Origin of the sequence: Acidovorax sp. (assembly GCF_021287135.1) — a bacterium.
Lineage (GTDB): Bacteria > Pseudomonadota > Gammaproteobacteria > Burkholderiales > Burkholderiaceae_C > Acidovorax.
Window position 1 is genome coordinate 13,206 of sequence record NZ_JAJTBB010000037.1, and the last position, 23,090, is coordinate 36,295.

The following is a 23,090-nucleotide window of genomic DNA, read 5'->3' on the forward strand; positions in this document are numbered from 1 at the left end:
CGCTGGCGCAAGGGCGCTCTCTACGCATTGCTACAAAAGCTGTAACACGCCGCGGGTATCATCTGGCCCTCATGCTTGAGCAACGCATCCAACAGCATTTCATCGACAGTGCCGACCTGAAATACCAGGCCGCGCAGGTCCTGAGCCACCCGATCGCCGATGCCGTGCAAGCCATCCTTGCCTGCGTGACCAGCGGCGGCAAAGTGCTGGCTTGTGGCAACGGGCCATCGGCTGCCGAAGCGCAGCAGTTCGCGGCGTTTTGCGTGGCGGGTTTTGAGCGCGACCGGCCCGAACTGGCGGCCCTGGCACTCACTTCCGACAGCACGCTGCTCACTTCCACCGGGCCGGGCAGCCTGGACGCGACCCAGCATTTCGCGCGCCAGGTGCGGGCTCTGGGCCAGGCGGGCGACGTGCTGCTGGCGCTGTCGGTCACCGGAAACGAGCCCAACCTTCTGGCCGCCACAGAAGCGGCCCACGAGCGCGACATGACCGTGGTGGTGCTCACGGGCCGCACCGGCGGCAAGCTGGCCGCGTTGCTGCGCGAAACCGATGTATTGATCAGTGTGCCGCACGACCGCCCTGCGCGGGTGCGGGAAGTCCACGGCCTGGTGCTGCACTGCCTGAGTGACGGCGTGGACACCCAGTTACTTGGTGAACAGGAGATTCCACTATGAACCCAACATCCTTGCACCGCGCCCAGCGCGCGGTCTGTGCCGTGCTCGCAGCGGGCGCGTTCGCAGCGGGCCTGTCAGCCTGCGCGCCGCTGATCGTCGGCGGTGCCGTCGTGGGCGGCGTGATGGCGGTGGACCGCCGTACCGCGGGCACGCAGATCGAGGACGAAGGCATTGAGCTGCGTGCCGTCAACCGCATCCGCGAAACCCTGGGCGACCGGGCCCACGTGAACGTGACCAGCTACAACCGCCAGGCCCTGCTGACCGGCGAAGTCGCCAGCGCCCAGGACCGCCAGACGGCCGAACAGATCGTGGCGCAGGTGGAGAACACGCGCTCCGTCGTCAACGACCTGGCCGTGATGCCGGTGAGCAGCCTGAGCCAGCGCTCCAGCGACACCTTCATCACGGGCAAGGTCCGCGCCAGTCTGGTGGACGCGCGGGACATCTCGGCCAACTCCTTCAAGGTGGTGACCGAGCGCAACATCGTGTACCTGATGGGCCGCGTCACCCAGCGCGAGGCCAACCGCGCCACCGAGATCGCACGCGGCGTGAGCGACGTGAGCAAAGTGGTCCGCGTGTTCGAGATCGTCTCCGAAGAAGAACTGCGCCGCATCGCACCCCAGCCCGCGCCCGTCACCACCGACAACACCAAGCCTGCTGGCGGCTAAAGCCCCTTCGGCAGGCCGAGCGGCCTGCGCCACGACTGCTGAATCGAAAAACCCCGGCGCGCACCCAGCGGCCGGGGTTTTATCTTGGAGTCTCCACCGACCGCGGCGGTTCGAAACTGGCGCTGCGCAGGCCAGCGCACCCGTGGACCGGCTCCGCCGGGCCACCGGGTGCGTCCCCCTGGGGGGAAGGCGCCGCAGGCGACTCAGGGGGGGTTATTTCAACCGCTGGATCAGGCTGGACGTATCCCAGCGGTTGCCGCCCATCTTCTGCACGTCGGCATAGAACTGGTCCACCAGGGCGGTCACCGGCACGCGCGAGCCGTTGCGCTTGGCCTCGTCGAGCACCAGCCCCAGGTCCTTGCGCATCCAGTCCACGGCAAAGCCAAAGTCGAATTGGCCGTCCACCATGGTCTTGCCGCGGTTGTCCATCTGCCAGCTCTGGGCGGCGCCCTTGCCGATCACGTCCAGCACCTGCTTCATGTCCAGCCCCGCGTTCTGCCCAAAGGCCACGGCCTCGGACAGCGCCTGCACCAGCCCCGCGATGCAGATCTGGTTGACCATCTTGGCCAGCTGGCCCGCGCCGCTGGCACCCAGCAGGGTGAACGCCCGCGAGAACGCCATGGCCACCGGCCGGGCGGCGTCAAACGCTGCGGCATCGCCGCCGCACATCACCGTGAGCAGGCCGTTCTGCGCGCCGGCCTGCCCGCCCGAGACGGGCGCATCCACAAACTGCAGGCCCTGCGCCTGGGCTGCGGCATACAGCTCGCGCGCCACCTCGGCCGAGGCCGTGGTGTGGTCCACAAACACCGCGCCCGGCTTCATGCCCGCAAAGGCGCCATCGGCCCCCAGCGTGACCGAGCGCAGATCGTCGTCGTTCCCCACGCAGCAAAAAACGAAATCGGCGCCCGCTGCCGCCTCGCGCGGCGTTGCAGCATGTTTTGGGGCCCTTGCGCTGGCGTACTCTGCGCACCAAGCTATTGATTTGGTAGCGGTCCGGTTGTACACCGTGACCTCATGCCCCGCCAGCGCGAGGTGCCCCGCCATCGGATAGCCCATCACCCCCAGGCCCAGAAAGGCGACCTTGCGGGAAGGCGTTGCGTCGTAGTTGCGAGGGTTGGTGCTTGGCATGGAAATGAAAAGTGTGGTGGATCAAAAAACAAAACGCCCCATGGGGCGCGAACCAGACCAGCAGACGCCGTGGAACTGGCTTTGCCAGGCCACCGGCGTCGTCCCCCTGGGGGGGAAGGCGCCGCAGGCGACTCAGGGGGGTCAAACAATCGCGAAATGCTCCGTCCCCGACGCCAGGTCGGGCGACTTGGCGCGCTGGCTGTTGAGCTTGATCTGCAGGCGCAGGTCGTTGAGCGAGTCGGCATTGCGCAGCGCGTCCTCGTAGCTGATCACATTGGCTTCGTACAGGTCGAACAGCGCCTGGTCGAACGTCTGCATGCCCAGGTTGCGGCTCTTCTTCATGATCTCCTTGATCTCGGAGACCTCGCCCTTGAAGATCAGGTCGGAGATCAGCGGGGTGTTGAGCATCACCTCCACGGCGGCGGCGCGGCCCTTGCCGTCTTGCTTGGGAATCAGCCGTTGCGAGATCATGGCGCGCAGGTTCAGCGACAGGTCCATCAGCAACTGCGCTCGGCGCTCTTCGGGGAAGAAGTTGATGATCCGGTCCAGCGCCTGGTTGGCGCTGTTGGCGTGCAGCGTGGCCAGGCACAGGTGGCCGGTTTCGGCAAACGCCACCGCATGTTCCATGGTTTCGCGGTCGCGGATTTCCCCCATCAGGATCACGTCCGGCGCCTGGCGCAGCGTGTTCTTGAGCGCGGCCTCCCAGGTGTCGGTGTCCAGGCCCACCTCGCGCTGCGTCACCACGCAGTTCTTGTGCGGGTGCACGAATTCCACCGGGTCTTCCACCGTGATGATGTGGCCGAACGAGTTCCCGTTGCGCCAGTCCACCATGGCGGCCAGGGTGGTCGACTTGCCCGAGCCCGTGGCACCCACCAGGATGCACAGGCCGCGCTTGGTCATGGTCACTTCCTTGAGCACCTGCGGCACGCCCAGCCCGTCGATGGTGGGCAGCGTGAGCGGGATGGTCCGCATCACCATGCCCACATGGCCCTGCTGGATGAAGGCGTTGACGCGAAAGCGCCCGATGCCGGCCGGCGAGATGGCGAAATTGCACTCCTTGGTGCGTTCGAAATCGGCCACCTGCTTGTCGCTCATGATGGCGCGCGCCAGCGTCAGCGTGTGGTTCGGGGTGAGCGGCTGCGGGGAGACCTTGGTCACCTTGCCGTCGACCTTGATCGCCGGAGGAAAGTCGGCCGTGATGAACAAGTCGCTGCCGTTGCGGCTCACCATCAGCTTGAGCAGGTCGTTGATGAATTTACTGGCCTGATCGCGTTCCATCAGATTCTCTCCCCGGTTTTATGGTGGGCCGGCCGGCGGCACGTCTGGTGCAGGTGCGTGGACAACATCGGCGGCCCGCTGGTTGCTATTTCTGGTTGTCGCTCAGGCGGGCGCTTACCACCCGCAGGCGCAGCGACAACTTGCGGGCCAGCAGCGCAATCAGGCTGGCCGCCAGCTGCGGGTCCTGGGTCATCATGTCGTCCATGGCCTCGGCGCTCAGCACGGCGATCTCGCAGTCCGTCAGGGTCGTGCAGGCCGAGAAACGGATGCCGCTGTCCAGCAGCGACATCTCGCCCAGGATGTCGCCCGGTCGGGTCTCGGCCAGCCGCAGGTGCTCGCCCCAGGGCTGCACGCGGTCCACCGCGATGGTGCCGGTGAGCAGCACCACCATGAAGTTACCGTATTCGTCCTGGCGGATCACGTCGCGGTTGGACGGCACGGCGGCAAATTCAAAAAAGCGCTCCATGCGCTCCACGGCGTTCTTGTCCAGGTGCGCCATGTACTTGTCCTTGGCCCACAACCCCTGCAGCAGCTTGCCGCCGCGGCTGGTGGGAAGGCGCTTGGCCCCGATCTCGACCGCTCGCGCCTCCCAGGGCACGAGCATGGAGTCGTCCACGCCCTGGCCGGCGAATGCGGTGGAGAAGAAAACGGAATCCGTTCCCTCTTCGGCGGGTTTCCCGCCGCGGGTTTTCATTTTCAGAAGGCCCAGGATGCCTTTCATACAGTGCTCCGGTGTGCGGCGGCCCCGCAGGGCCGCGAAATGCAGGGGTCAGGGGGACGGCGCAGCCGCCATCAGCCGGGGAAGTTCTCGGGAATCTTGGCCTTGCTGCGCGCTTCGGCCGGGCTGATGATGTTGCGCCGCACGAGATCGGTGAGGTTCTGGTCCAGCGTCTGCATGCCCACGCTGTTGCTGGTCTGGATGGTGGAATACATCTGCGCCACCTTGGCCTCGCGGATCAGGTTGCGGATGGCGCTGGTGCCCAGCATGATCTCGTGGGCGGCCACGCGGCCCGAGCCATCCTTGGTCTTGCACAGCGTCTGCGAGATCACGGCCTGCAGCGATTCGGACAGCATCGCGCGCACCATTTCCTTTTCTTCGGCGGGGAACACGTCGATGATCCGGTCGATGGTCTTGGCGGCGCTGGAGGTGTGCAGCGTGCCGAACACCAAGTGGCCTGTTTCGGCGGCCGTCATGGCCAGGCGGATGGTTTCCAGGTCGCGCATTTCGCCCACCAGGATGGCGTCCGGGTCTTCGCGCAATGCGGACTTCAGCGCGGCAGCGAACGACAGCGTCATCGGCCCCACTTCGCGCTGGTTGATCAGGCACTTCTTGGATTCGTGCACGAATTCGATCGGGTCCTCCACCGTGAGGATGTGGCCGTATTCGGTTTCGTTCAGGTAGTTGACCATGGCCGCCAGCGTGGTGGACTTGCCCGAGCCCGTGGGGCCGGTCACCAGCACCAGGCCGCGCGGCTTGAGTGCCAGGTCGCCGAAGATCTTGGGAGCGTTGAGCTGCTCCAGCGTCAGGATCTTGCTGGGAATCGTCCGGAACACGGCGGCCGCGCCCCGGTTCTGGTTGAACGCGTTGACCCGAAAGCGCGCCAGGCCTTCGATCTCGAAGGAGAAGTCGACTTCCAGGAACTCTTCATACGTCTTGCGCTGCGCATCGCTCATGATGTCGTAGACCATGGCGTGCACCGTCTTGTGGTCCAGCGCGTCCACATTGATGCGGCGCACATCGCCGTGCACGCGGATCATGGGCGGCAGACCGGCCGAGAGGTGCAGGTCGGAGGCCTTGTTCTTGACGCTGAACGCGAGCAGTTGGGTGATGTCCACGAAAGTCCCTCTATCGTTTGGTACGCTTGACCAAACATTATGACCACGATTGCAAACAACCTCCAACAGGTTCTGGGCCGGATTGCGCAGGCGTGCCAGGCCGCCGGACGCGACCCTGGCGCGGTGTCCCTGCTGGCCGTTTCCAAGACCTTCGGCCCGGACGCGGTGGTGCAGGCCGCCGCTGCAGGCCAGCAGGCTTTCGGGGAGAACTACATCCAGGAAGGGGTGGAGAAGATCGCCGCCGTGCGCGAAGCGCTGCCGGGCGCGCCGCTGCAGTGGCACTGCATCGGCCCCATCCAGAGCAACAAGACGCGCCTGGTGGCCGAGCATTTCGACTGGGTGCACACGGTGGACCGCCTGAAGATCGCCGAACGCCTGTCCGCCCAGCGGCCCGCCGACCTGCCGCCCCTGCAGGTGTGCATCCAGGTCAACATCGACGGCGGCCCCACCAAGTCGGGCGTCGCGCCGGCCGAAGCGCTGGCGCTGGCGCGTGCTGTCGCGAAACTGCCACGCCTGGCCGTGCGCGGGCTCATGGCCATCCCGGACCCTGCGCCTGAATTCGAAGCACAGCTGGCCATCCACACCCGCGCCAGAAGGCTGTTTGATGAGATTGCCGCCCTGCGGGAGCCGGGGCTGGAGGCGTTTGACACGCTTTCGCTGGGGATGACGGCCGACCTGGAAGCGGCCATCCAGGCGGGCAGCACGATGGTGCGCGTGGGTACCGGCATCTTCGGCGGCCGGAAGTAAGAGGGCAACCCCCTGTGGCGCTGCGCGCCTCGGTGCTGGCCGCCAGAGGAGGCAGCTCTTCGGGCTGTCCAAGCCTGCACAGGCAGGCTCGGAGCCGCGGCCCTCAGCCCCTTCTCTCGAATGGCTGCGCCATTCGGGAAGGGGGACACCGCCAGCGCGGCGGGGCGGCCCTTGCGCGGCGGTCCCCGGCTTGGTTTAGCGCCAGTACCGAAGGGCGTGGGGCTTGGGTTACCTAACGGTTGGTGAACCGCCCCACGCAATCCAGCGCGGCATCCACATCGGCCGCGCTTACATCCAGGTGCGTCACCCAGCGCAGGCGGGTGGCGCCGCCGTACAGGCTGCTGGTCACGCGCACGTTGTGCTGCGCCAGCCACGCAGTGAAGGCAGGGGCCACGTCGGCGTGCAGGTCGGTAAAGAGGATGTTGGTCTGCCAGGGCTGCACGGTGATCTTGCCCTGCAGCACGGGGTGGCTGCGGTTCGCTTCGCTCAAGCCTTGGGCCAGACGGTCCAGGTGGGCGTGGTCGTCGGCCAGGCGGCGCACATGGTGCTCCAGGGCGTACAGCCCGGCCGCCGCCAGCACCCCGGCTTGGCGCATGCCGCCGCCCAGGATCTTGCGGGTGCGCCGCGCCTGGCGGATGAAGTCGCGCGTGCCCAGCACCAGCGAGCCCACCGGGGCGCCCAGCCCCTTGCTCAGGCACAGCGACACCGAATCGAAATGCCCGCACAGCGTGCGCGCCTCGTCGTACACGTCGGTGCCGTGGCGGGCCGCGTTGGCCGTGGCGGCATTGAACAGCCGCGCGCCGTCCAGGTGCAGCGCCAAGCCGCGCTGGCGCGCCAGCTGGGCCACCTCGGCCACATAGGCGGGCGGCAGCACCTGGCCGCCGGTGGTGTTCTCCAGCACCACCAGGCGGGTGCGCGCAAAGTGCGGGTCGTCGGGCTTGATGGCGGCGGCGATGTCGGCCAGGCGCAGCGTGCCGTCGGGCTGCGTTTCCACCGGCTGGGGCTGGATGGAGCCCAGCACCGCCATGCCGCCGGCTTCCCAGCGGTAGGTGTGCCAGCTCTGGCCCACGATGGCCTCGTCGCCGCGCTGGCAGTGGCCCCACAGCGCGATCAGGTTGGTCTGCGTGCCCGACGGGGCGAACAGCGCAGCCTCAAAACCCAGCAGCTGGGCCGCATGCTCCTGCAGCGCGTTCACCGAAGGGTCGTCGGCAAACACATCGTCGCCCAGCGGGGCCTTGAACATGGCCTCGCGCATGGCGGGCGTGGGCTGGGTGACGGTGTCGCTGCGAAAGTCGGGCATGGGCGTCCTGGATCGGTGCATGTATCAAAGGCTGGCCATGGTAACGGCGTACGAAGACACACGCCGGTGTGAGGGCTACACGCCCCTGGTGTCGCCGCAATCAGGGCCGGGACATCTTGCAGTCCGTGCCTTGCGCCAGTTCGTTGCCGGTGTAGAGCGCGTCGGTGCGAAAGCCGTAGTTCGTGCCTTCCCACCCGGCCTTCACCGCCTTGCCGTCCACCGGGGCAATGGTGTTGACCACCTGGGGCAGCAGCAGCTGGTGGTCCTCGCCGCGCATGCGCAGCGGGCCCACCACGGTGTCCACCGTCAGGTCCTCCAGCGCGCGGGCGACCTTGGCGGGTTCGGTGGACTGGGCCTTGCCGATGGCGGCGGCCAGGAAGCGCGGCGTCATGTCGATGCGCGGAGCCAGGAAGTCCTTGCCCGTCTTGGCCTTGTAGGCCTTGGCGAGTGCATCGACCTTGGGGGTGTCGGCCTGGCCCGGATGCCACTCGGCCACCCAGGTCAGCTGGCCGATCTTGGCCTGCGACACCGCCAGCACCGTGCCCGGCACCGAGCCCGCGCTGTGGTTGAAGTAGCGCAGGTTGTAGCCCGCGTCGCCCGCGGCCTTGAGCAAGAGCGTCATGTCCTGCCCCCAGTTGCCGGTGATGACCGAGTCGGCCTCGCTGCTCTTGACCTTGGCGAGGTAGGGCGCAAAGTCCTTCACGCGGCCAATGGGGTGCAGCGCCTCGCCCACGAACTGGATGTCCGGCCGTGCCAGGCCCACCATCTCGCGCCCGTAGTGCGCCCACTGCTTGCCGTGCGCGTAGTCCTGGTTCAGCAGGTACACCTTCTTGATGTCGGGCTGCTTCTTGATGTAGTTGGCCAGGGCCTTCATCTTCATGGCCGTGTTGGCCTCGAACTGGAAGTGCCAGAAGTTGCAGGCCTTGCCCGTGAGCTCGGGGTCGATGGAGGAGTGGTTCAGCACCAGGATCTCCTTGCCCGGGTTGCGCTGGTTGTGGCGCGCCGCCGCCTGCACCAGCGCCGTGACCACCGACGAGCCCGAGCCGCCCGTCACGATGGCCTTGGCGCCCTGGTCGATGGCCGCCTGCAGCGCGCTCTGGCTCTCCTGCGCCGACAGCTTGCTGTCGAACTGCAGCAGTTGCAGCTTCACGCCCTTGAGCACGCCGCCCTTGGCGTTGATGTCCTCCACCGCGTACTGCGTGTGCGTGAGCATCAGCTCGCCCACGTTGGCGAACGGGCCCGACAGCGGATCGATGTACGCGATCTTGAAGGTCTCCTGGGCAGCAGTGGCGCCGGCGCAGAGCAAGGCTGCGGCGGCCAAAGGCGTGAACAACAAGGCTTTCATGAAGATGTCTCCGGTGGTAGTGGTTTTTCGTCGGCGGATGCACGCGCAGGCCGCCGACGTGCCGTGCGCAGGCCCAGCACGCGCCAGGCCAGTTGGGAAAGTTCACGCACCACTTCGGCCGGGGACAGGCGCCCGTCCGGCCGGTACCAGTGGTACAGAAAGCCCGGCAGGCTGCAGGCCGCCAGGGCCGTGAGCCGGGTCTCCTTGAAGTCCAGCATGCCGTCCGCCCGGGCCTCTTCCATCAGCGCGCACATGCGGTCGTAGAAATGGTTGGCCAGCTTCTTCTGCATGGCCAGGTATTCGGGGCGGAAGACCTGCGGCTCGCGGTACGGGAAGAACGCCGCCGGGTGGTGCTCGATGGTCGCGCGGATCAACCGCTCGATGCCCTCCGCCACCTTCACATGGGCGGGGCGCGTGTCGTCCTCCGCGAAGTCCATGGCCGTGAAGCAGGCCACGGCCGGGCGCCAGCACAGGGTTTCGTAGATCTCCTGCTTGTTGTGGAAGTAGTAGTACACGTAGGGCTTGGTCACGCCCAGCTGCTGGACGATCTGCTCCATGGTGGTCTGCGCATAGCCCTGCGCGTCGAACAGCGCCTCGGCCGCCTGCAGGATGCGCTCGCGCTTCTCGTCCGTGCTGGCCGTCCAGGCCTTCTGCCGGCCGCGCGCCTTCACGGGCGGGGGCTCCACGGCCGGCGTGGCGGGCGTTGGTGTCGCTTTGGTTATACCCATGGGTAGCATTGTTCTACCCACCGGTATATATTGGCAAGACGCTGGCGGGTGCGGGCACTCAGCAAAAACCCTGGGTGGCTGCCAAGAACCAGCGATTCCAGACACCTCGGAGACAACGCCATGCCACAGACCGCACCGCAGCTGCCGCTGCACGAACACCTGCGCCGCCACGCGCGCACCATCCCCGACCGTCCGGCCTACCTCTGGTACGGCCACGCCATCACCTGGGCCGAGCTGGACGCCGCCAGCGATGCGTTTGCGGCCCGCCTGCAGGCGCTGGGCGTGCAAAAGGGCGAGCCCGTGGCCCTGTTCATGAACAACTGCCCGCAGTACGTGATGGCGCACTACGGCATCCAGAAGATCGGTGCCATCGTCTGCCCCTGCGGGCCGCTGAACAAGGAGCATGAGCTGGAGTACCAGCTCACCGACCTGCAGGCCCGCGTGATCGTGGCGGCCGATGTGCTGCTGCCCGTGGTGGACAAGGTGCGTGCCAAGACGGCGCTCGCGCACGTGTTCGTGGTGCGCTATGCCGAGCTGCTGCCCGAGGGCGCGCCCAGCATCGACGTGCCCGCCGAGCTGCAGGCCATGCGTGCGGCCATGGCGCCCGTCCCGGCGAACTGCGAAGACTTCCTGGCTGCCACGCGCACCGGCGCGCGGCCCGGCCCGGTGGCGATCGGCATGGACGACGTGGCGCTGATGACCTACACCTCGGGCACCACCGGCCTGCCCAAGGGCGCCATGCTGAGCTACGGCAACGCCAGCTTCAAGACCGCCGCCTCGGCCGACTGCAACGGCATGACGCCCCAGGAAGTGCTGCTGGCCGTGGCCCCGCTGTACCACATCGCCGGCATGGTGATGGGCGTGAACCTGCCCGTGTACACCGGCGCCACCGCCGTGCTGCTGTACCGCTTCGACCCGCTGGGCGTGGCCCAGGCGCTGGAGCGCCACCGCGTCACCTGGTGGTACAGCATCGCCCCCATGAACGGCGCCCTCATGCAGGTGCCCGGCGCGCGCGCCATGGACTGGAGCGCGCTGCGCCGCAACCCGGTCACCAGCTTCGGCATCACCTTCACCGAGGCGCTGGCGCAGCAGTGGCAGCAGTTCGCGCCGAACTGCATCGCGCACGAGGCGGCCTATGGGCTGTCGGAAACCCACACCGTGGACACCGCCATGCCCGCTGATGCCATCCGCTGGGGCACGCAGGGCAAGCCCGTGCCGGGCAACACCATCCGCATCGTGGACCCCGACACCGGCGCGCCCCTGCCCACTGGCGAGGTGGGCGAGATCACCATCCACGGCCCCGGCAACTTCAAGGGCTACTGGAACAAGCCCGAGGCCACGGCCAAGACGCTGCGGGACGGCTGGGTCTACACCGGTGACATGGGCAAGATCGACGCGGACGGCTACCTCACCTTCATCGGCCGCTTCAAGGAAATGATCAAGGTTTCGGGCTACAGCGTGTTCCCCGAGGAGGTGGAGACCATCCTCATCAAGCACCCGGCCGTCGCGCAGGCGGCCGTGATCGGCGTGCCCGATGCGGAAAAGGGCGAGGTGGTGCGCGCCTTCATCGTCAAGAAGCCCGGCCAGGATGTGGATGCCGCCGCCCTGGTGGCCTGGTGCCGCGAGAACATGGCGCCCTACAAGGCCCCGCGCGAGGTGCGCTTCATCGACGCGCTGCCTGCCACGGGCGCCGGCAAGGTGCTGCGCCGGCTCTTGAAGGACCAGGACTGAACCGCTCGATTCCAGGTATCGAGCCAAATTGGTCGCTGGCGCTTTCAGAATAAGCGCCAGCAGCTATCAAAACAGAAGCATCCCCATGACCCCGCCCCTCTTTTCCAAAGTCCTGATCGCCAACCGCGGCGAGGTGGCGCTGCGCATTGCCCGCGCGCTGGCCGACCTGGGCATCGCCAGCCTGGCCGTCTACGCCGAGGACGACGCCCAAGCCCCCCACGTGCGCGCCGCCGGCAGCGCCGTGGCCCTGGGCGCCACCGGCCCGGCCGCCTACCTGGACGGTGCGCGGCTGCTGGCCATCGCCCGCGAGCACGGCTGTGACGCCCTGCACCCCGGCTACGGCTTCCTGAGCGAGCGCGCGGACTTTGCCGCCGCGTGTGCCGAAGCGGGCGTGCGCTTCATCGGCCCCACGCCCGCGCAGCTGGCCCTGTTTGGCGACAAGGCCCAGGCGCGCGCGCTGGCCCAGCGCTGCGGCGTGCCGCTGATGCCGGGCACACAGCACGCCATCACGCTGGCCGAGGCCGAGGCCTTCTGGCAGCAGCACGCAACCGCCGGCATCGTCATCAAGGCCATTGGCGGCGGTGGCGGGCGCGGCATGCGCGCCGTGCAGGCCGGGGACGACCTGGCCGCCGCCTACGCGCGCTGCCGCAGCGAGGCGCAAGCCGCCTTTGGCGTGGACGGCGTCTATGTGGAACGCCTCATGGCGCAGGCGCGGCACATCGAGATCCAGGTGCTGGGCGACGGGCAGGACGTGCTGGCCCTGGGCGAGCGCGAATGCTCGCTGCAGCGGCGCTTCCAGAAGCTGGTGGAGATCGCCCCCAGCCCCAGTCTGCCCGAGGCCCTGCGCACGCAGATCACCGCCGCCGCGCTGGCCATGGCGCGCGAGGTGCGCTACGAGGGCCTGGGCACCTTCGAGTTCCTGGTGGACCTGCACTCGACTGATCTGCCCTGGGTGTTCATCGAGGCCAACCCGCGCCTGCAGGTGGAGCACACCATCACCGAGGAAGTGATGGGCGTGGACCTGGTGCAGACGCAGATCGCGCTGGCCGCCGGCCGGCCGCTGCACGCGCTGGGCCTGGACCCGGCGCAGGCCCAGCGCCCGCGGGGCTATGCCGTGCAGTGGCGCATCAACGCCGAGACGCTGGACGCGCAAGGCCAGGCCACGCCCGGCAGCGGCACGCTGGCGCGGTTTGACATGCCGTCCGGCCCCGGCGTGCGCGTGGACAGCCACGGCGTGGCCGGCACCGCGCCCTCGCCGCACTACGACACGCTGCTGGCCAAGCTCATCGTGCACAGCCAAAGCAGCGACTTTGCCGACGTGCTGCGCCGCAGCCAGCGCGCGCTGGCCGAATGCCGCATCGAAGGCGTGGCCACCAACCTCGCGCTGCTGCAGGCCCTGGCCGCCCGCCCCGAGATGGCGCAGCAGCAGGTGCACACGCGCTGGCTCGAATCGGTGCTGCCGGCGCTGCTGGATGCTTCAAAAACGATAGCTGCCAGCGCTTATCCAGAAAGCGCTGGAGGCCAATTTCTTTCAAATCCTCCCGCTGCCCAACAGTCTGCAGTGCCCGAGGGCGCCGTCTGCGCCCCCATGCCCGCCCGCCTGGTGCAGCGCAGCGTGGCGGAAGGCGACGTGGTGGCCGCCGGTGCCGAGCTGGCCGTGCTCGAATCCATGAAGATGGAGCATGTGCTGAGCGCCCCGCACGCGGGCCGCGTGCGCCAGTGGCTGGCTGAGCCCGGCAGCTACCTGCAGCCGGGCCAGCCGCTTGTGGTGCTGGAGCCCGTGGACGCCGCAGGCGACGCAGCCGCGCAGGCCGAGGCCGCCGCGCAGGACCTGGGCCACATCCGCGCCGACCTGCAGCGCGTCATCGACCGCCACGCCTTCACGCTCGACGCCGCCCGCCCCGAGGCCATGGCCAAGCGCCACGCCCAGGGCGGCCGCAGCGCCCGCGAGAACCTTGCCGACCTGTGCGACGAAGGCAGCTTCATCGAATACGGTGCCCTCGCCATTGCCGCGCAAACGCGCCGCCGCACCCGCGAAGACCTCATCGCCAACACCCCGGCCGACGGCATGGTCACCGGCATCGGCGGCGTCAATGGCGCGCAGTTCGGCCCCGAGAAGGCGCGCACCGTGGTCATGGCCTACGACGCCACGGTGCTCGCCGGCACGCAGGGCGCGCGCAACCACGCCAAGACCGACCGCATGCTGGGCATTGCGCTGGCGCAGCAGCTGCCCGTGGTGCTGTTTGCCGAAGGCGGCGGCGGCCGCCCCGGCGACACCGACGTGCCCGTGGTGGCCGGCCTGCATGTCGAGACCTTTGCCAGCTACGCCGCGCTCTCCGGCCGGGTGCCGGTGGTGGGCGTGGTGCACGGCCGCTGCTTTGCGGGCAACGCCGCGCTGCTGGGCTGCAGCGACGTGATCATTGCCACGCGCGCCAGCAACATCGGCATGGGCGGCCCCGCCATGATCGAAGGCGGCGGCCTGGGCGTGTTCCGGCCGGAGCAGATCGGCCCGAGCACCGTGCAGCACGCCAGCGGCGTGATCGACGTGCTGGTGGACACCGAAGCCGACGCCGTGCGCGCCGCGCGGCAGTACCTGGGCTACTTCCAGGGCCGCACGGCGGACTGGTCCGCCGCCGACCCGCGCGCCCTGCGCAGCGTGGTGCCCGAAAACCGCCTGCGCGTGTACGACACCCGCCGCGCCATGGAGGGCATTGCCGACACCGGCAGCCTGCTGATGCTGCGCACCGGCTTTGGCGCCGGCATCCACACGGCGCTGGCCCGCATCGAAGGCCGCCCCGTGGGGCTGATGGCCAACAACCCCCTGCACCTGGGCGGCGCCATCGACGCGCCGGCCGCCGACAAGGCCGCGCGCTTCATGCAGCTGTGCAACGCGCACGGCCTGCCCCTGGTGAGCCTGGTGGACACGCCCGGCTTCATGGTCGGGCCGGAGGTGGAGACCACGGCCCAGGTGCGGCACGTGAGCCGCCTGTTCGTCACCGCCGCGCACCTGCGCGTGCCCTTCTTCAGCGTGGTGCTGCGCAAGGGCTACGGCCTGGGCGCCATGGGCATGGCGGCGGGGGGCTTCCACGCGCCGGTGTTCACCATTGCCTGGCCTACGGGCGAGTTCGGCGCCATGGGGCTCGAAGGCGCGGTGCGCCTGGGCTTCCGCAAGGAGCTGGAGGCGCTGCCCGAAGGGCCCGAGCGCGACGCGCTGTTCCAGAAGCTGGTGGCCAAGTCGTATGCCAACGGCGAAGCCATGCACATGGCCGCCACGCTGGAGATCGACGCGGTGATCGACCCGGCCGACACCCGCAGCTGGCTGGCGCGGGGGCTGGCATCGGCCCAGGTGCGGCCGCAGGGGTCGCGCGGCGTCGATACCTGGTGAGGTGGGCGGGTCTGCTCAGCGCTGCACCAGCGCCAGCTTCGCGCCCAGCCCCACCAGCGCCGCGGCAAAGCCCCGCCGCAGCCACGCCAGCACGCTGGGGCGCTGCAGCACCTGGTCGCGAAACCGCGCGGCAAAGACGCCATAGCCGATGAACACGGCGAAGGTCATGGCCATGAACACCAGCGAGAGCTGGGCCATGCGCCACGCCGGCTGCGCCTCGCCCGGCGCGATGAACTGCGGCAAAAAGGTGAGGAAGAACAGCGACAGCTTGGGGTTGAGCAGGTTGACCAGCAGCGCCTGCGCAATGCGCCCGCCGGCTGCGCGCGTGGGCGCCTCGGCGTGCACCGCCAGCGCGGCCGGGGAGCGCCAGGTGGCCCAGGCCATGTACATCAGAATGGCCACGCCGGCGTAGCGCAGCACCTCGAACGCGGTGGCGCTGGCGTGCAGCAGGGCGGCCAGCCCCGTCACCGCGGCCAGCAGGTGCGGCACGATGCCGAGCGTGCAGCCCAGGGCCGTCACGGCAGCGGCCCGGGGGCCGCCCGACAGGCCTGCGGCCACGGTGAGCAGCGTTCCGGGCCCTGGCGAGATGACCACGATGAAAGCGGTGATGAGAAATTCAATGCCCATGGCGCAGGGGCCACGCGGGGGCGGCCGAAAGGAGTGGTGAGGTCTGCAGCATCCGCCACCGACCGGCCGGCGGTCTTGAACGAAATTGCAGGGCACCCGGCCCGTCAGGCGTTCAGGTGCGTGCGCGAACGTACGCGCCGGGCGTGATGCCGAAGCTGCGCGCAAAGAGGCGCGTCAGGTGGCTCTGGTCGGCAAAGCCGCTGGCGGCGGCCGCTTCGGCCACCGGCGTGCCGCCGACCAGCAGGCGGCGCGCGTGGTGCAGGCGGCGCTGCAGCAGGTAGGCATGCGGCGTGAGGCCCGTGGCCTGGCCGAACTGGCGCACGAGCTGATAGCGGCTCAGCCCCGCTTCGCGGGCCAGTTGCGCAAGGCTCCAGGGTGCGGTGGGGTCGTCGTCGATCATGGCGCGGGCGGTGGCGATGGTGGCGGTGGCGGCCGTCGCGGGCGGCCGGGCGTCCCGGGGCTGCAGCAGGCGGCCCAGTACCTGCAGCAGGCATTCCTCCACCTGCAGCCGTGCGGCCGGGCCATCTGCCGTGCGCGTGGCTGCGCCGAACAGCGCCCGGACCTGGGCGGCCAGCCGCGCATCGCGCATCGAAGGCGCGCGAAATTCGAAGAGGCTTCCCGGCCTGCACGGGTGCACGTCGGCCGCCAGCGCCGCCACCAGCGCCGGCTCCAGGTACAGCATGCGCCAGGCGCGCCCGCCGTCTCCCAGCGGTGTGCCGTCGTGCACTTCGCCCGGGTTGACGGTGATGGTGTCGCCGGGGCCGGATTCCACGGTGCCCCGGCCGCTGGCCGATTTCTGGGCGCCCTTGTCGATCACGCCCAGGCCGAACTGCAGGTGGATGTGCCGCCCAAAAGCGTGGCGCGAGTCGGCCCGCATCGCTTCGACGCCGGGCACGGCACTGGGGAGAAACTGAAAGGGTTTTTGCGGCATGGCGCGCAGGCTTCAGGGCGCGGGCCCATGATAAGCTGGCCTGCTGGACTGAGCCCACGCGCCCAGTCGTCCCGATCCCCCCAACGTTCCTCGCGGAGACCTGCCATGCCCGGCCTTTTGCCCGACATCGACCCCGACGGCCTGCTCGAATTTTCGGTGGTCTACACCGACCGCGCGCTCAACCACATGTCCAAGCGCTTCACCGGCGTGATGCAGGACATCCTGGCCACCCTCAAAGAGGTGTACCACGCCCACACCGCCGTGCTGGTGCCCGGCAGCGGCACCTTCGGCATGGAAGCCGTGGCGCGCCAGTTTGCCAACAAGGAAAAAGTGCTCATCGTGCGCAACGGCTGGTTCAGCTACCGCTGGAGCCAGATCTTTGACGCCGACACCGGGCTGGGTGGCGGGGCCGTGGTGTGCAAGGCCCGCAAGCAGGGCGACGGCCCGCAGGCGCCCTGGGCGCCTTGCCCTGCCGACGAGGTGGCGGCCACCATCCGCGCCGAAAAGCCCAAGGTGGTGTTTGCGCCGCATGTCGAGACGGCCAGCGGCATCATCCTCTCCGACGACTACATCCGCACCGTGAGCGCTGCCGCGCACGAGGTGGGCGCGCTGTTCGTGCTGGACTGCATCGCCTCCGGCGCGATGTGGGTGGACATGCAGGCCACGGGCGTGGACATCCTGATCTCCGCCCCGCAAAAGGGCTGGAGCAGCTCGCCCTGCTGCGCCATGGTGATGCTGAGCGAGCGCGCCCGCCAGGCGATCGACGGCACGCAAAGCTCCAGCTTTTCGTGCGACCTCAAGAAGTGGATGCAGATCGCGGAAGGCTATGAAAAAGGCCAGCACGCTTACCACACGACGATGCCCACCGACGCGCTGGTGCGCCTGCGCGACGTGATGCTGGAGACCCGCGCCTACGGCTTTGCCAAGGTGCGCGCCGAGCAGATGGAGCTGGGCGCCCAGGTGCGCGCGCTGCTCGAATCGCGCGGCTTCCCCAGCGTGGCCGCCGAGGGCTGGAAGGCCCCCGGCGTGGTCGTGAGCTACACCACCGACCCTGGCATCCAGAACGGCAAGAAGTTCCTGGAAGTGGGCCTGCAGACTGCGTCTGGTGTGCCCCTGCAGTGCGACGAAGGCGCGGATTTCAAGACCTTCCGCATCGGCCTGTTCGGCCTGGAGAAGTGGCACAACGTGGACCGCAGCGTGGGCCACCTGGCCCGGGCGCTGGACCAGATCGCAGCCGCCCCCGCCGCTGCCTGACGGCCGGCGGCGGGTGCACACGGCCGCATGACGCCGGAAGACTCCCCTCCCGACCCAGCCCGCGCGTTGCGCCGCGCCCAGCGGCAGGCCCTGGGCCTGCTGCTGCTGGTGACGGCGGTGTTCGCGGCCACCAGCGTGGTGGAGCGCGGCCTGGGGCTCAATGCCATCAAGGCGATGGCCGAGGCCGCCATGGTGGGCGCGCTGGCCGACTGGTTTGCCGTGGTGGCGCTGTTTCGCCGGCCGCTGGGCCTGCCCATTCCGCACACCGCGGTCATCGCGCGCAACCAGGCGCGCATCGGCCGCAACCTGGCAGTGTTCGTGCGCGACAAGTTCCTGGACCTGCCTTCGCTGGTGTCGCTGATCCGCCGGCACGACCCGGCCGAGCGCCTGGCCCAGTGGCTCACCGTGCCCGGCAACGCTGCGCTGCTGGGCCACCAGGCCAAGCGCCTGGCATCGGCCGCGCTGGAGATGGTGCAGGACGCCCAGGTGGAGCACTTCATCCAGAAGGCCGCGCGCACCCTGATCGGGCAGGTGGACCTGTCGCGCGCGCTGGCGGCTGTGCTGGACACCCTGACCCACAACGGCCGCCACCAGGCCCTGCTGGACGACGTGCTGGCCAAGCTCATCGAACTGCTGCAGAACGAGCAGACCCGCACGTGGGTCGCGCAGTCCATCGTGGCCTGGCTCAAGAAGGACCACCCGCGCACCGAAAAGTTATTGCCCAGTGACTGGCTGGGCGACAAGGGCTCGGCCCTGCTGGCCCGCGCGCTGGAAAGCCTGATGGCCGACGTGGCCGCCAACCCGCAGCACGCGCTGCGGGCGCAGTTCGATACTGCTGTGCAGCGCTTTGTCGAGCGCCTGCGCAGCGACCCGGCGTGGGCGCGCAAGGGCGAAGAGATCCGCATTTGGCTGCAGACCGATGCCACGGTGGGCGGCTATGTGCAGACCTTGTGGCTGGACCTGCGTGGTGCGCTGCAGCGTGACCTGGCCGATGCCGACTCGGTGCTGGCGCAGCAGGTGGGCAAGCTGGGGTTGTGGCTGGGCGAGTCGCTGGCGGGGGATGCGGCGCTCAGGCAGTCGTTCAATGACCGGCTGGAGCGCTGGGCGGAGGGTTTGGCGCCGGAGGTGTCGGCGTTCATTGCGCAGCACATTGAGGACACGGTGCGGCGGTGGGATGTGGAGGAGATGACCCAGCTGATCGAGCTGAATATCGGCAAGGATTTGCAGTACATACGGATCAATGGGACGGTGGTGGGTGGGCTCATTGGGCTGGTGCTGTTTGCTGTGTCGAACGCGGGGGGGATTTGGCGGGCGTTGGCGGGAGGCTGATAGGCCGTTCGGGCTGAGCTTGTCGAAGCCAAGGCGTGGTTTGAAAAGCATGCTGTGGTTGAGGGCGGAGGCCGGGAGTCGCCCGGCAGCGAGTAACTTTCTCTTGTCTCGCCAAGAGAAAGTCACCAAAGAGAAGGCGACCCCCAGTCTGCGACCCCTGCGCTGCGCTACGGGGCAAACCTGCGGCGGGGCGGTTGCGGGGTGCGCCGCAGAACTCACTGCGCTGCGTTGCAGCTCCGTTCGGACAACCGCGGCGAGTCAGATCACGAAGCACGGGCGCGGCGACGCCCGTGCCCCCCCGCACCCGCCCCGCCGCAGGCGCAGCCAGCAGGGGTGGGACAGCCGAATAGCCAAACAGCCCTTCGGGCCATCGCTGCGCCCGGCCCCGCCTTCGCGGGCGCAAGCGCCACGCGCTGCGCGTTCGGGGCCGAGCGCAGCGCAGCGAAGCGAAGCAATGGCCCGTATGGATGCCCGCTCCCCGGGTTCCCTTCTGTAAGCGCCTGGGGCGCGCAGGGCGCGGGGTAGCATGGGCGTCGGAGCGCCCATGCTTCGTTGTCTGACTCACCGCAGCTGTTTGAGCGGAGCGCCGCAGGCGCGCAGCGAGTTCTGCGGTGCACCCCGCGACCGAGCACCCCAGGTTGCCCCGTAGCGCAGCGAAGGGGTCGCAGACAGTAGGGTCGCCCTTTCTTTGGTTCCATTCTTTCGGCGACGCGAAAGAAAGGGACTCGCCCGCCGGGGCGACATCCCGGCTCCCACCCTCAAACAAAGCACGCCGCTCAAATTAGCGACTGAGCGTTCCCGCCCTGGCTTCGACAGACTCAGCCCGCACGGTGCAGCGCATTCACTCCCCGTCCGGCACCACCGCCGTCGCCTCAATCTCCACCTTCGCACGCTCCTCCATCAACCCCGCCACCTGCACGCACGCCATCGCCGGAAAGTGCTTGCCCAGCACCTCGCGGTACACCGCGCCCAGTTCTTTCAACCGCGCGTTGTATTCCTTGCGGTCCACCACATACCAGGTCAGCCGCACCAGGTGTTCGGGGCCTGCGCCGCCGGCCTCCAGCACCGCCCGCACATTCAGCAGCGTTTGCTTCGTCTGTGCGATGAAGTCGTCGCTTTCAAACTGCTGCTGCGCATTCCAGCCGATCTGCCCGCCCGTAAAAACCGTCGTGCCGCGCGCTGCCACCCCATTGGCATACCCCTTCGGGGCGACCCAGCCCTCGGGTTGCAAAAGCGTGTGTTTCATCGTCGTCATGGCTTTGTTTCTGCTGCTGAAGAAGAAGGCGGAGGAGAAGGAGAAGGAGACGGAGCCGCCGCACCCTGGCGCAGCTTGAAGCGCTGCAGCTTGCCGGTCTCGGTGCGGGGCAGCGCGGTGGCGAACTCCACGATGCGCGGGTACTTGTAGGGGGCGATGGTGGCTTTCACATGGTCCTGCAGCGCGCGCGCCAGGGCCGCATCGCCGGTGTGGCCGGGCTTGAGCACGCACACCGCCTTGACGACCATGCCGCGCTCCTCGTCGGGCACGCCGATCACGCCGCACTCGGCCACCGCCGGGTGGCGCAGCAGGGCGTCTTCCACCTCGGGGCCGCCCACGTTGTAGCCGGCGGTGATGATCATGTCGTCGTCGCGCGCCTGGTAGAAGAAGTAGCCGTCGGCGTCTTGCACAAAAGCGTCGCCGGGGTAGTTCCACCCGCTCTTCACGTACTTGGCCTGGCGCTCATCCTGAAGGTACTTGCAGCCCGTGGGGCCGATCACCGCGAGCTTGCCCACGGTGCCGCGCGGTACCTCGTGGCCCTGGTCATCCACCACCCTGGCGGTGTAGCCGGGCACCACCTTGCCGATAGCGCCGCGGCGCACTGCGTCGCCGGCCGACGAGATGAAGATGTGGAACATCTCCGTGGCGCCGATGCCGTCGGTCATCTCGATGCCCGTGGCGTCCTTCCACAGCTGGCGCGTGGCGTCGGGCAGGCCCTCGCCCGCGCTGACGCTGATGCGCAGCTGCGGCAGACCGATCTTCTTGGCGAACGGCGCCATCTGCCGGTAGAAGGTGGGCGCGGTGTAGCTGATGGTGACGCCCGCGTCGCGCATCAGCACCACCATGGTCTCGGGCGTATAGGGCTGGTCCGGAAAGTACACGCTGGCCCCGGCCCACATCGGAAACACCAGCAGCCCGCCCAGCCCGAAGGTGAATGCCAGCGGCGGCGAGCCGGCCACCACGTCGTCCGGCGTGGCCTTGAGCACATGGCGCGGCCAGGCCTCGCAGCCCGCCAGCACGTCGCGGTGCGTGTGCACGGCGGCCTTGGGCGCGCCCGTGGTGCCCGAGGTAAAGGCCATCAGCGCGATGTCGTCGGCCGCCGTGGGGCAGGGCGGCGTGGTGCCGGGCTTGCCTTCCGCGCGCTGGAGCAGGTCGGCCGCATCGGGCGCGGTGTGAAAAGGCACGATGGCCGCCAGCACCGGGTGCTGCGCCTGCGCCGCCTGCAGCTCGGCCAGCAGGCGGCCGTCGCACAACGCGAGCGTGGGCTGGGCGCGCTCGATGATGCTGCCCAGTTCGCCCGCGCGCAGCAGCGGCATGGTGGCCACCGCAATCAGCCCGGCATAGACCACGCCCAGCCAGGCCAGCGCCATCTCCACCGTGTTGCCGCCGCGCAGCAGCACGCGGTTGCCGGGCACCAGGCCGTGGTCCTGCGTCAGCACCTCGGCAATGCGCGCGGCCTCTGCGCGCGCTTCGCGGTAGGTGTACGTGCGGTGCGGTCCGCGCAGCAGGGGGCGGTCGATGTTGCCCGCGCGCTCGGCCTGGTCGAACAGGGCATGCACCAGATTCGCCTGGTCTGCGATCTGCAGTTCGGGCAGGTCGTAGCGCAGCGTGGGCCAGGCTTCGGGTGGCGGCAGGCGGTCGTGCACAAAGTGGTCGGGCTGGGCGGACTTCATGAAATCACTCCTGCAAAAGGCTTTTGCCGATGATGAGCTGCTGCACCTCGGTGGCACCTTCGTAGATGCGCAGCGAGCGGATGTCGCGGTACAGCGACTCGACCTTGCTGCCCACCTCCACGCCACGCCCGCCGTGCAGCTGCAGCGCCATGTCGATCACGCGCTGGGCGTTTTCGGTGGCGGTCATCTTGGCCATGGCTGCTTCTGCGGTGACACGCGCCTGGCCGGTGTCGCGCAGCCAGGCCGCGCGGTAGGTGAGCAGCGCGGCGCTGTCCACCAGCGCGGCCATCTCGCCCAGCTTGGCCTGCGTGAGCTGGAAGTCTGCGAGCGTCTGGCCGAACATCCGGCGCTGGCGTGCGTGGTGCACGGCCTCGGCCAGCGCACGGCGTGCCATGCCCAGGGCGGCGGCGGCCACCGAGGCGCGGAAGATGTCCAGCGTGCGCATGGCCAGCTTGAAGCCGCCGTGCAGTTCGCCCAGCAGCGCGCGGGCGGGCACGGTGCAATCCGTGAACTGCAGCGTGGCCAGCGGGTGCGGCGCCATCACGTGGATGTGGCGCGAGGCATCCAGGCCCGGCGTGTTCGCATCGATGATGAAGGCGCTGATGCCCCGCGTGCCGCCGGCCGGGTCGGTCTTGGCGAACACACAGTAGAAGTCGGCGATGCCCCCATTGCTGATCCAGGTCTTGTTGCCATTCAAGCAAAAAGTGCCCGCAGCGCTTGCTGGGTCAGCGCTGGAAGCTATGGTTTGCATAGCGCCCACGTCCGACCCTGCCTCGGGCTCGGACAGCGCAAACGCCGCAATCAGCTCCCCGCGCGCCACGCCCCGCAGGTAGTGCGCCTGCTGCGCGGGGTTGCCCGCCAGCGTGATCGCACCGCTGCCCAGCCCTTGCATCGCAAACGCGAAGTCCGCCAGTGGCGAGTGGTAGGCCAGTGTCTCGCGCAGCAGCACCAGTGCGCGCGAGTCCAACGCCGGCAGCGCGCCGCCGTGCGCCGCCGGAACGCAATAGCGCAGCCAGCCGCCCGCACCCAGGCGGCGCACCCACTCGCGGCAGGCGGCGCGGTCGTCGGCTTCATCGACTTCTTGCGCGGCGGCCCAGGGCACCAGGCCCTCGGCGAGCGTGCGGTGGGCATCGTCGAAGAAGGGCAGGGCCAGGTGCGCCGTGGAGGGCGGGTGCGGGGCTGGGGGTGTGGCGACGTGCATCTT

The 23,090-nt window shown here is 68.9% G+C and carries 19 protein-coding genes; 7 read left to right on the top strand and 12 right to left on the bottom strand.

What is annotated here, in order from left to right; all coding sequences use genetic code 11:
* The first annotated feature begins 71 nt into the window (after positions 1 to 71).
* Together LWW96_RS09620 and LWW96_RS09625 are read left to right on the top strand one after the other, a co-directional pair.
* The gene (locus LWW96_RS09620; RefSeq protein WP_291486366.1) at positions 72 to 674 is read left to right on the top strand and encodes an SIS domain-containing protein; all 603 of its coding nucleotides are present in this window, start codon (positions 72 to 74) and stop codon (positions 672 to 674) included.
* Positions 671 to 1,339: a BON domain-containing protein gene (locus tag LWW96_RS09625; RefSeq protein WP_291486368.1), complete on the top strand. Its 669-nt coding sequence runs from the start codon at positions 671 to 673 to the stop codon at positions 1,337 to 1,339. The genes LWW96_RS09620 and LWW96_RS09625 overlap by 4 nt, the downstream gene beginning before the upstream one ends.
* Positions 1,340 to 1,552: 213 nt before the next feature.
* Here LWW96_RS09625 and LWW96_RS09630 read toward each other — a convergent pair whose 3' ends face one another.
* The 4 genes from LWW96_RS09630 to LWW96_RS09645 form a co-directional block, all read right to left on the bottom strand.
* Complete coding sequence (locus LWW96_RS09630) at positions 1,553 to 2,467, bottom strand: NAD(P)-dependent oxidoreductase (RefSeq protein WP_291486370.1); 915 nt, start codon at positions 2,465 to 2,467, stop codon at positions 1,553 to 1,555.
* Positions 2,468 to 2,608: 141 nt separating this feature from the next.
* On the bottom strand, positions 2,609 to 3,745 hold the full coding sequence (locus tag LWW96_RS09635; RefSeq protein ID WP_291486372.1) for a PilT/PilU family type 4a pilus ATPase: 1,137 nt from the start codon (positions 3,743 to 3,745) through the stop codon (positions 2,609 to 2,611).
* 85 nt (positions 3,746 to 3,830) lie between these two features.
* A complete protein-coding gene (locus tag LWW96_RS09640; protein ID WP_291486374.1) occupies positions 3,831 to 4,466 on the bottom strand; it encodes a cyclic nucleotide-binding domain-containing protein in 636 nt (211 codons plus the stop codon).
* A 71-nt stretch (positions 4,467 to 4,537) separates the two neighbouring features.
* Positions 4,538 to 5,581, bottom strand: coding sequence for a type IV pilus twitching motility protein PilT (locus tag LWW96_RS09645; RefSeq protein ID WP_055398404.1), 1,044 nt, complete (start codon positions 5,579 to 5,581; stop codon positions 4,538 to 4,540).
* A gap of 39 nt (positions 5,582 to 5,620) precedes the next feature.
* On the opposite strand from LWW96_RS09645, the gene LWW96_RS09650 reads away from it, so the two are divergent.
* Positions 5,621 to 6,328 (top strand): YggS family pyridoxal phosphate-dependent enzyme, encoded by a 708-nt coding sequence (locus LWW96_RS09650; RefSeq protein WP_291486377.1) that lies wholly within the window; start codon positions 5,621 to 5,623, stop codon positions 6,326 to 6,328.
* Positions 6,329 to 6,560: 232 nt separating this feature from the next.
* Here LWW96_RS09650 and ltaE read toward each other — a convergent pair whose 3' ends face one another.
* From ltaE to LWW96_RS09665, 3 genes are all read right to left on the bottom strand, one after another.
* The gene (gene ltaE / locus LWW96_RS09655) at positions 6,561 to 7,628 is read right to left on the bottom strand and encodes a low-specificity L-threonine aldolase (protein WP_291486378.1); all 1,068 of its coding nucleotides are present in this window, start codon (positions 7,626 to 7,628) and stop codon (positions 6,561 to 6,563) included.
* 100 nt (positions 7,629 to 7,728) lie between these two features.
* Positions 7,729 to 8,973, bottom strand: coding sequence for a branched-chain amino acid ABC transporter substrate-binding protein (locus tag LWW96_RS09660; RefSeq protein ID WP_291486380.1), 1,245 nt, complete (start codon positions 8,971 to 8,973; stop codon positions 7,729 to 7,731).
* Positions 8,970 to 9,701: a TetR/AcrR family transcriptional regulator gene (locus tag LWW96_RS09665; RefSeq protein WP_291486382.1), complete on the bottom strand. Its 732-nt coding sequence runs from the start codon at positions 9,699 to 9,701 to the stop codon at positions 8,970 to 8,972. Before LWW96_RS09665 ends, LWW96_RS09660 begins: the two co-directional genes overlap by 4 nt.
* A 120-nt stretch (positions 9,702 to 9,821) precedes the next feature.
* On the opposite strand from LWW96_RS09665, the gene LWW96_RS09670 reads away from it, so the two are divergent.
* Together LWW96_RS09670 and LWW96_RS09675 are read left to right on the top strand one after the other, a co-directional pair.
* On the top strand, positions 9,822 to 11,432 hold the full coding sequence (locus LWW96_RS09670; protein ID WP_291486384.1) for an AMP-binding protein: 1,611 nt from the start codon (positions 9,822 to 9,824) through the stop codon (positions 11,430 to 11,432).
* Positions 11,433 to 11,517: 85 nt separating this feature from the next.
* Positions 11,518 to 14,817 carry a carboxyl transferase domain-containing protein gene (locus LWW96_RS09675; protein ID WP_291486386.1) on the top strand — a complete coding sequence of 1,100 codons (3,300 nt, stop codon included), beginning with the start codon at positions 11,518 to 11,520 and terminating at the stop codon, positions 14,815 to 14,817.
* A gap of 15 nt (positions 14,818 to 14,832) precedes the next feature.
* Here LWW96_RS09675 and LWW96_RS09680 read toward each other — a convergent pair whose 3' ends face one another.
* The gene (locus LWW96_RS09680; protein WP_291486388.1) at positions 14,833 to 15,444 is read right to left on the bottom strand and encodes a LysE family translocator; all 612 of its coding nucleotides are present in this window, start codon (positions 15,442 to 15,444) and stop codon (positions 14,833 to 14,835) included.
* Positions 15,445 to 15,556: 112 nt separating this feature from the next.
* Entirely contained in the window at positions 15,557 to 16,375 is an 819-nt protein-coding gene (locus LWW96_RS09685) for an AraC family transcriptional regulator (RefSeq protein WP_291486390.1), read from the bottom strand.
* Between the two features lie 105 nt (positions 16,376 to 16,480).
* Here LWW96_RS09685 and LWW96_RS09690 point away from each other — a divergent pair, with 105 nt between their 5' ends.
* Together LWW96_RS09690 and LWW96_RS09695 are read left to right on the top strand one after the other, a co-directional pair.
* Positions 16,481 to 17,629, top strand: coding sequence for an aminotransferase class V-fold PLP-dependent enzyme (locus LWW96_RS09690; RefSeq protein ID WP_291486392.1), 1,149 nt, complete (start codon positions 16,481 to 16,483; stop codon positions 17,627 to 17,629).
* A 27-nt stretch (positions 17,630 to 17,656) separates the two neighbouring features.
* Positions 17,657 to 18,958, top strand: a complete 1,302-nt coding sequence (locus LWW96_RS09695) for a DUF445 family protein (RefSeq protein WP_291486394.1) — start codon at positions 17,657 to 17,659, stop codon at positions 18,956 to 18,958.
* Positions 18,959 to 19,799: 841 nt separating this feature from the next.
* On the opposite strand, the gene LWW96_RS09700 is transcribed toward LWW96_RS09695, so the two are convergent.
* Genes LWW96_RS09700 through LWW96_RS09710 form a run of 3 tightly spaced genes read right to left on the bottom strand, consistent with a single transcriptional unit; the run spans position 19,800 to position 23,087 of the window.
* Positions 19,800 to 20,204, bottom strand: coding sequence for a RidA family protein (locus LWW96_RS09700; RefSeq protein WP_291486410.1), 405 nt, complete (start codon positions 20,202 to 20,204; stop codon positions 19,800 to 19,802).
* A gap of 5 nt (positions 20,205 to 20,209) precedes the next feature.
* A complete protein-coding gene (locus tag LWW96_RS09705; RefSeq protein ID WP_291486396.1) occupies positions 20,210 to 21,886 on the bottom strand; it encodes an AMP-binding protein in 1,677 nt (558 codons plus the stop codon).
* Between the two features lie 4 nt (positions 21,887 to 21,890).
* The gene (locus LWW96_RS09710) at positions 21,891 to 23,087 is read right to left on the bottom strand and encodes an acyl-CoA dehydrogenase family protein (protein ID WP_291486398.1); all 1,197 of its coding nucleotides are present in this window, start codon (positions 23,085 to 23,087) and stop codon (positions 21,891 to 21,893) included.
* Positions 23,088 to 23,090: the final 3 nt, after the last annotated feature.

Bases quoted from the DNA above. Each gene is read 5' to 3' on its own strand.
- LWW96_RS09640 (WP_291486374.1), bottom strand. From the start codon at position 4,466: ATGAAAGGCATCCTGGGCCTTCTGAAAATGAAAACCCGCGGCGGGAAA.
- ltaE (WP_291486378.1), bottom strand. From the start codon at position 7,628: ATGCCCGACTTTCGCAGCGACACCGTCACCCAGCCCACGCCCGCCATG.
- LWW96_RS09705 (WP_291486396.1), bottom strand. From the start codon at position 21,886: ATGAAGTCCGCCCAGCCCGACCACTTTGTGCACGACCGCCTGCCGCCA.
- LWW96_RS09625 (WP_291486368.1), top strand. From the start codon at position 671: ATGAACCCAACATCCTTGCACCGCGCCCAGCGCGCGGTCTGTGCCGTG.
- LWW96_RS09695 (WP_291486394.1), top strand. From the start codon at position 17,657: ATGACGCCGGAAGACTCCCCTCCCGACCCAGCCCGCGCGTTGCGCCGC.
- LWW96_RS09700 (WP_291486410.1), bottom strand. From the start codon at position 20,204: ATGAAACACACGCTTTTGCAACCCGAGGGCTGGGTCGCCCCGAAGGGG.
- LWW96_RS09630 (WP_291486370.1), bottom strand. From the start codon at position 2,467: ATGCCAAGCACCAACCCTCGCAACTACGACGCAACGCCTTCCCGCAAG.
- LWW96_RS09690 (WP_291486392.1), top strand. From the start codon at position 16,481: ATGCCCGGCCTTTTGCCCGACATCGACCCCGACGGCCTGCTCGAATTT.
- LWW96_RS09710 (WP_291486398.1), bottom strand. From the start codon at position 23,087: ATGCACGTCGCCACACCCCCAGCCCCGCACCCGCCCTCCACGGCGCAC.
- LWW96_RS09635 (WP_291486372.1), bottom strand. From the start codon at position 3,745: ATGGAACGCGATCAGGCCAGTAAATTCATCAACGACCTGCTCAAGCTG.
- LWW96_RS09670 (WP_291486384.1), top strand. From the start codon at position 9,822: ATGCCACAGACCGCACCGCAGCTGCCGCTGCACGAACACCTGCGCCGC.
- LWW96_RS09665 (WP_291486382.1), bottom strand. From the start codon at position 9,701: ATGGGTATAACCAAAGCGACACCAACGCCCGCCACGCCGGCCGTGGAG.
- LWW96_RS09680 (WP_291486388.1), bottom strand. From the start codon at position 15,444: ATGGGCATTGAATTTCTCATCACCGCTTTCATCGTGGTCATCTCGCCA.
- LWW96_RS09675 (WP_291486386.1), top strand. From the start codon at position 11,518: ATGACCCCGCCCCTCTTTTCCAAAGTCCTGATCGCCAACCGCGGCGAG.
- LWW96_RS09660 (WP_291486380.1), bottom strand. From the start codon at position 8,973: ATGAAAGCCTTGTTGTTCACGCCTTTGGCCGCCGCAGCCTTGCTCTGC.
- LWW96_RS09650 (WP_291486377.1), top strand. From the start codon at position 5,621: ATGACCACGATTGCAAACAACCTCCAACAGGTTCTGGGCCGGATTGCG.
- LWW96_RS09620 (WP_291486366.1), top strand. From the start codon at position 72: ATGCTTGAGCAACGCATCCAACAGCATTTCATCGACAGTGCCGACCTG.
- LWW96_RS09685 (WP_291486390.1), bottom strand. From the start codon at position 16,375: ATGCCGCAAAAACCCTTTCAGTTTCTCCCCAGTGCCGTGCCCGGCGTC.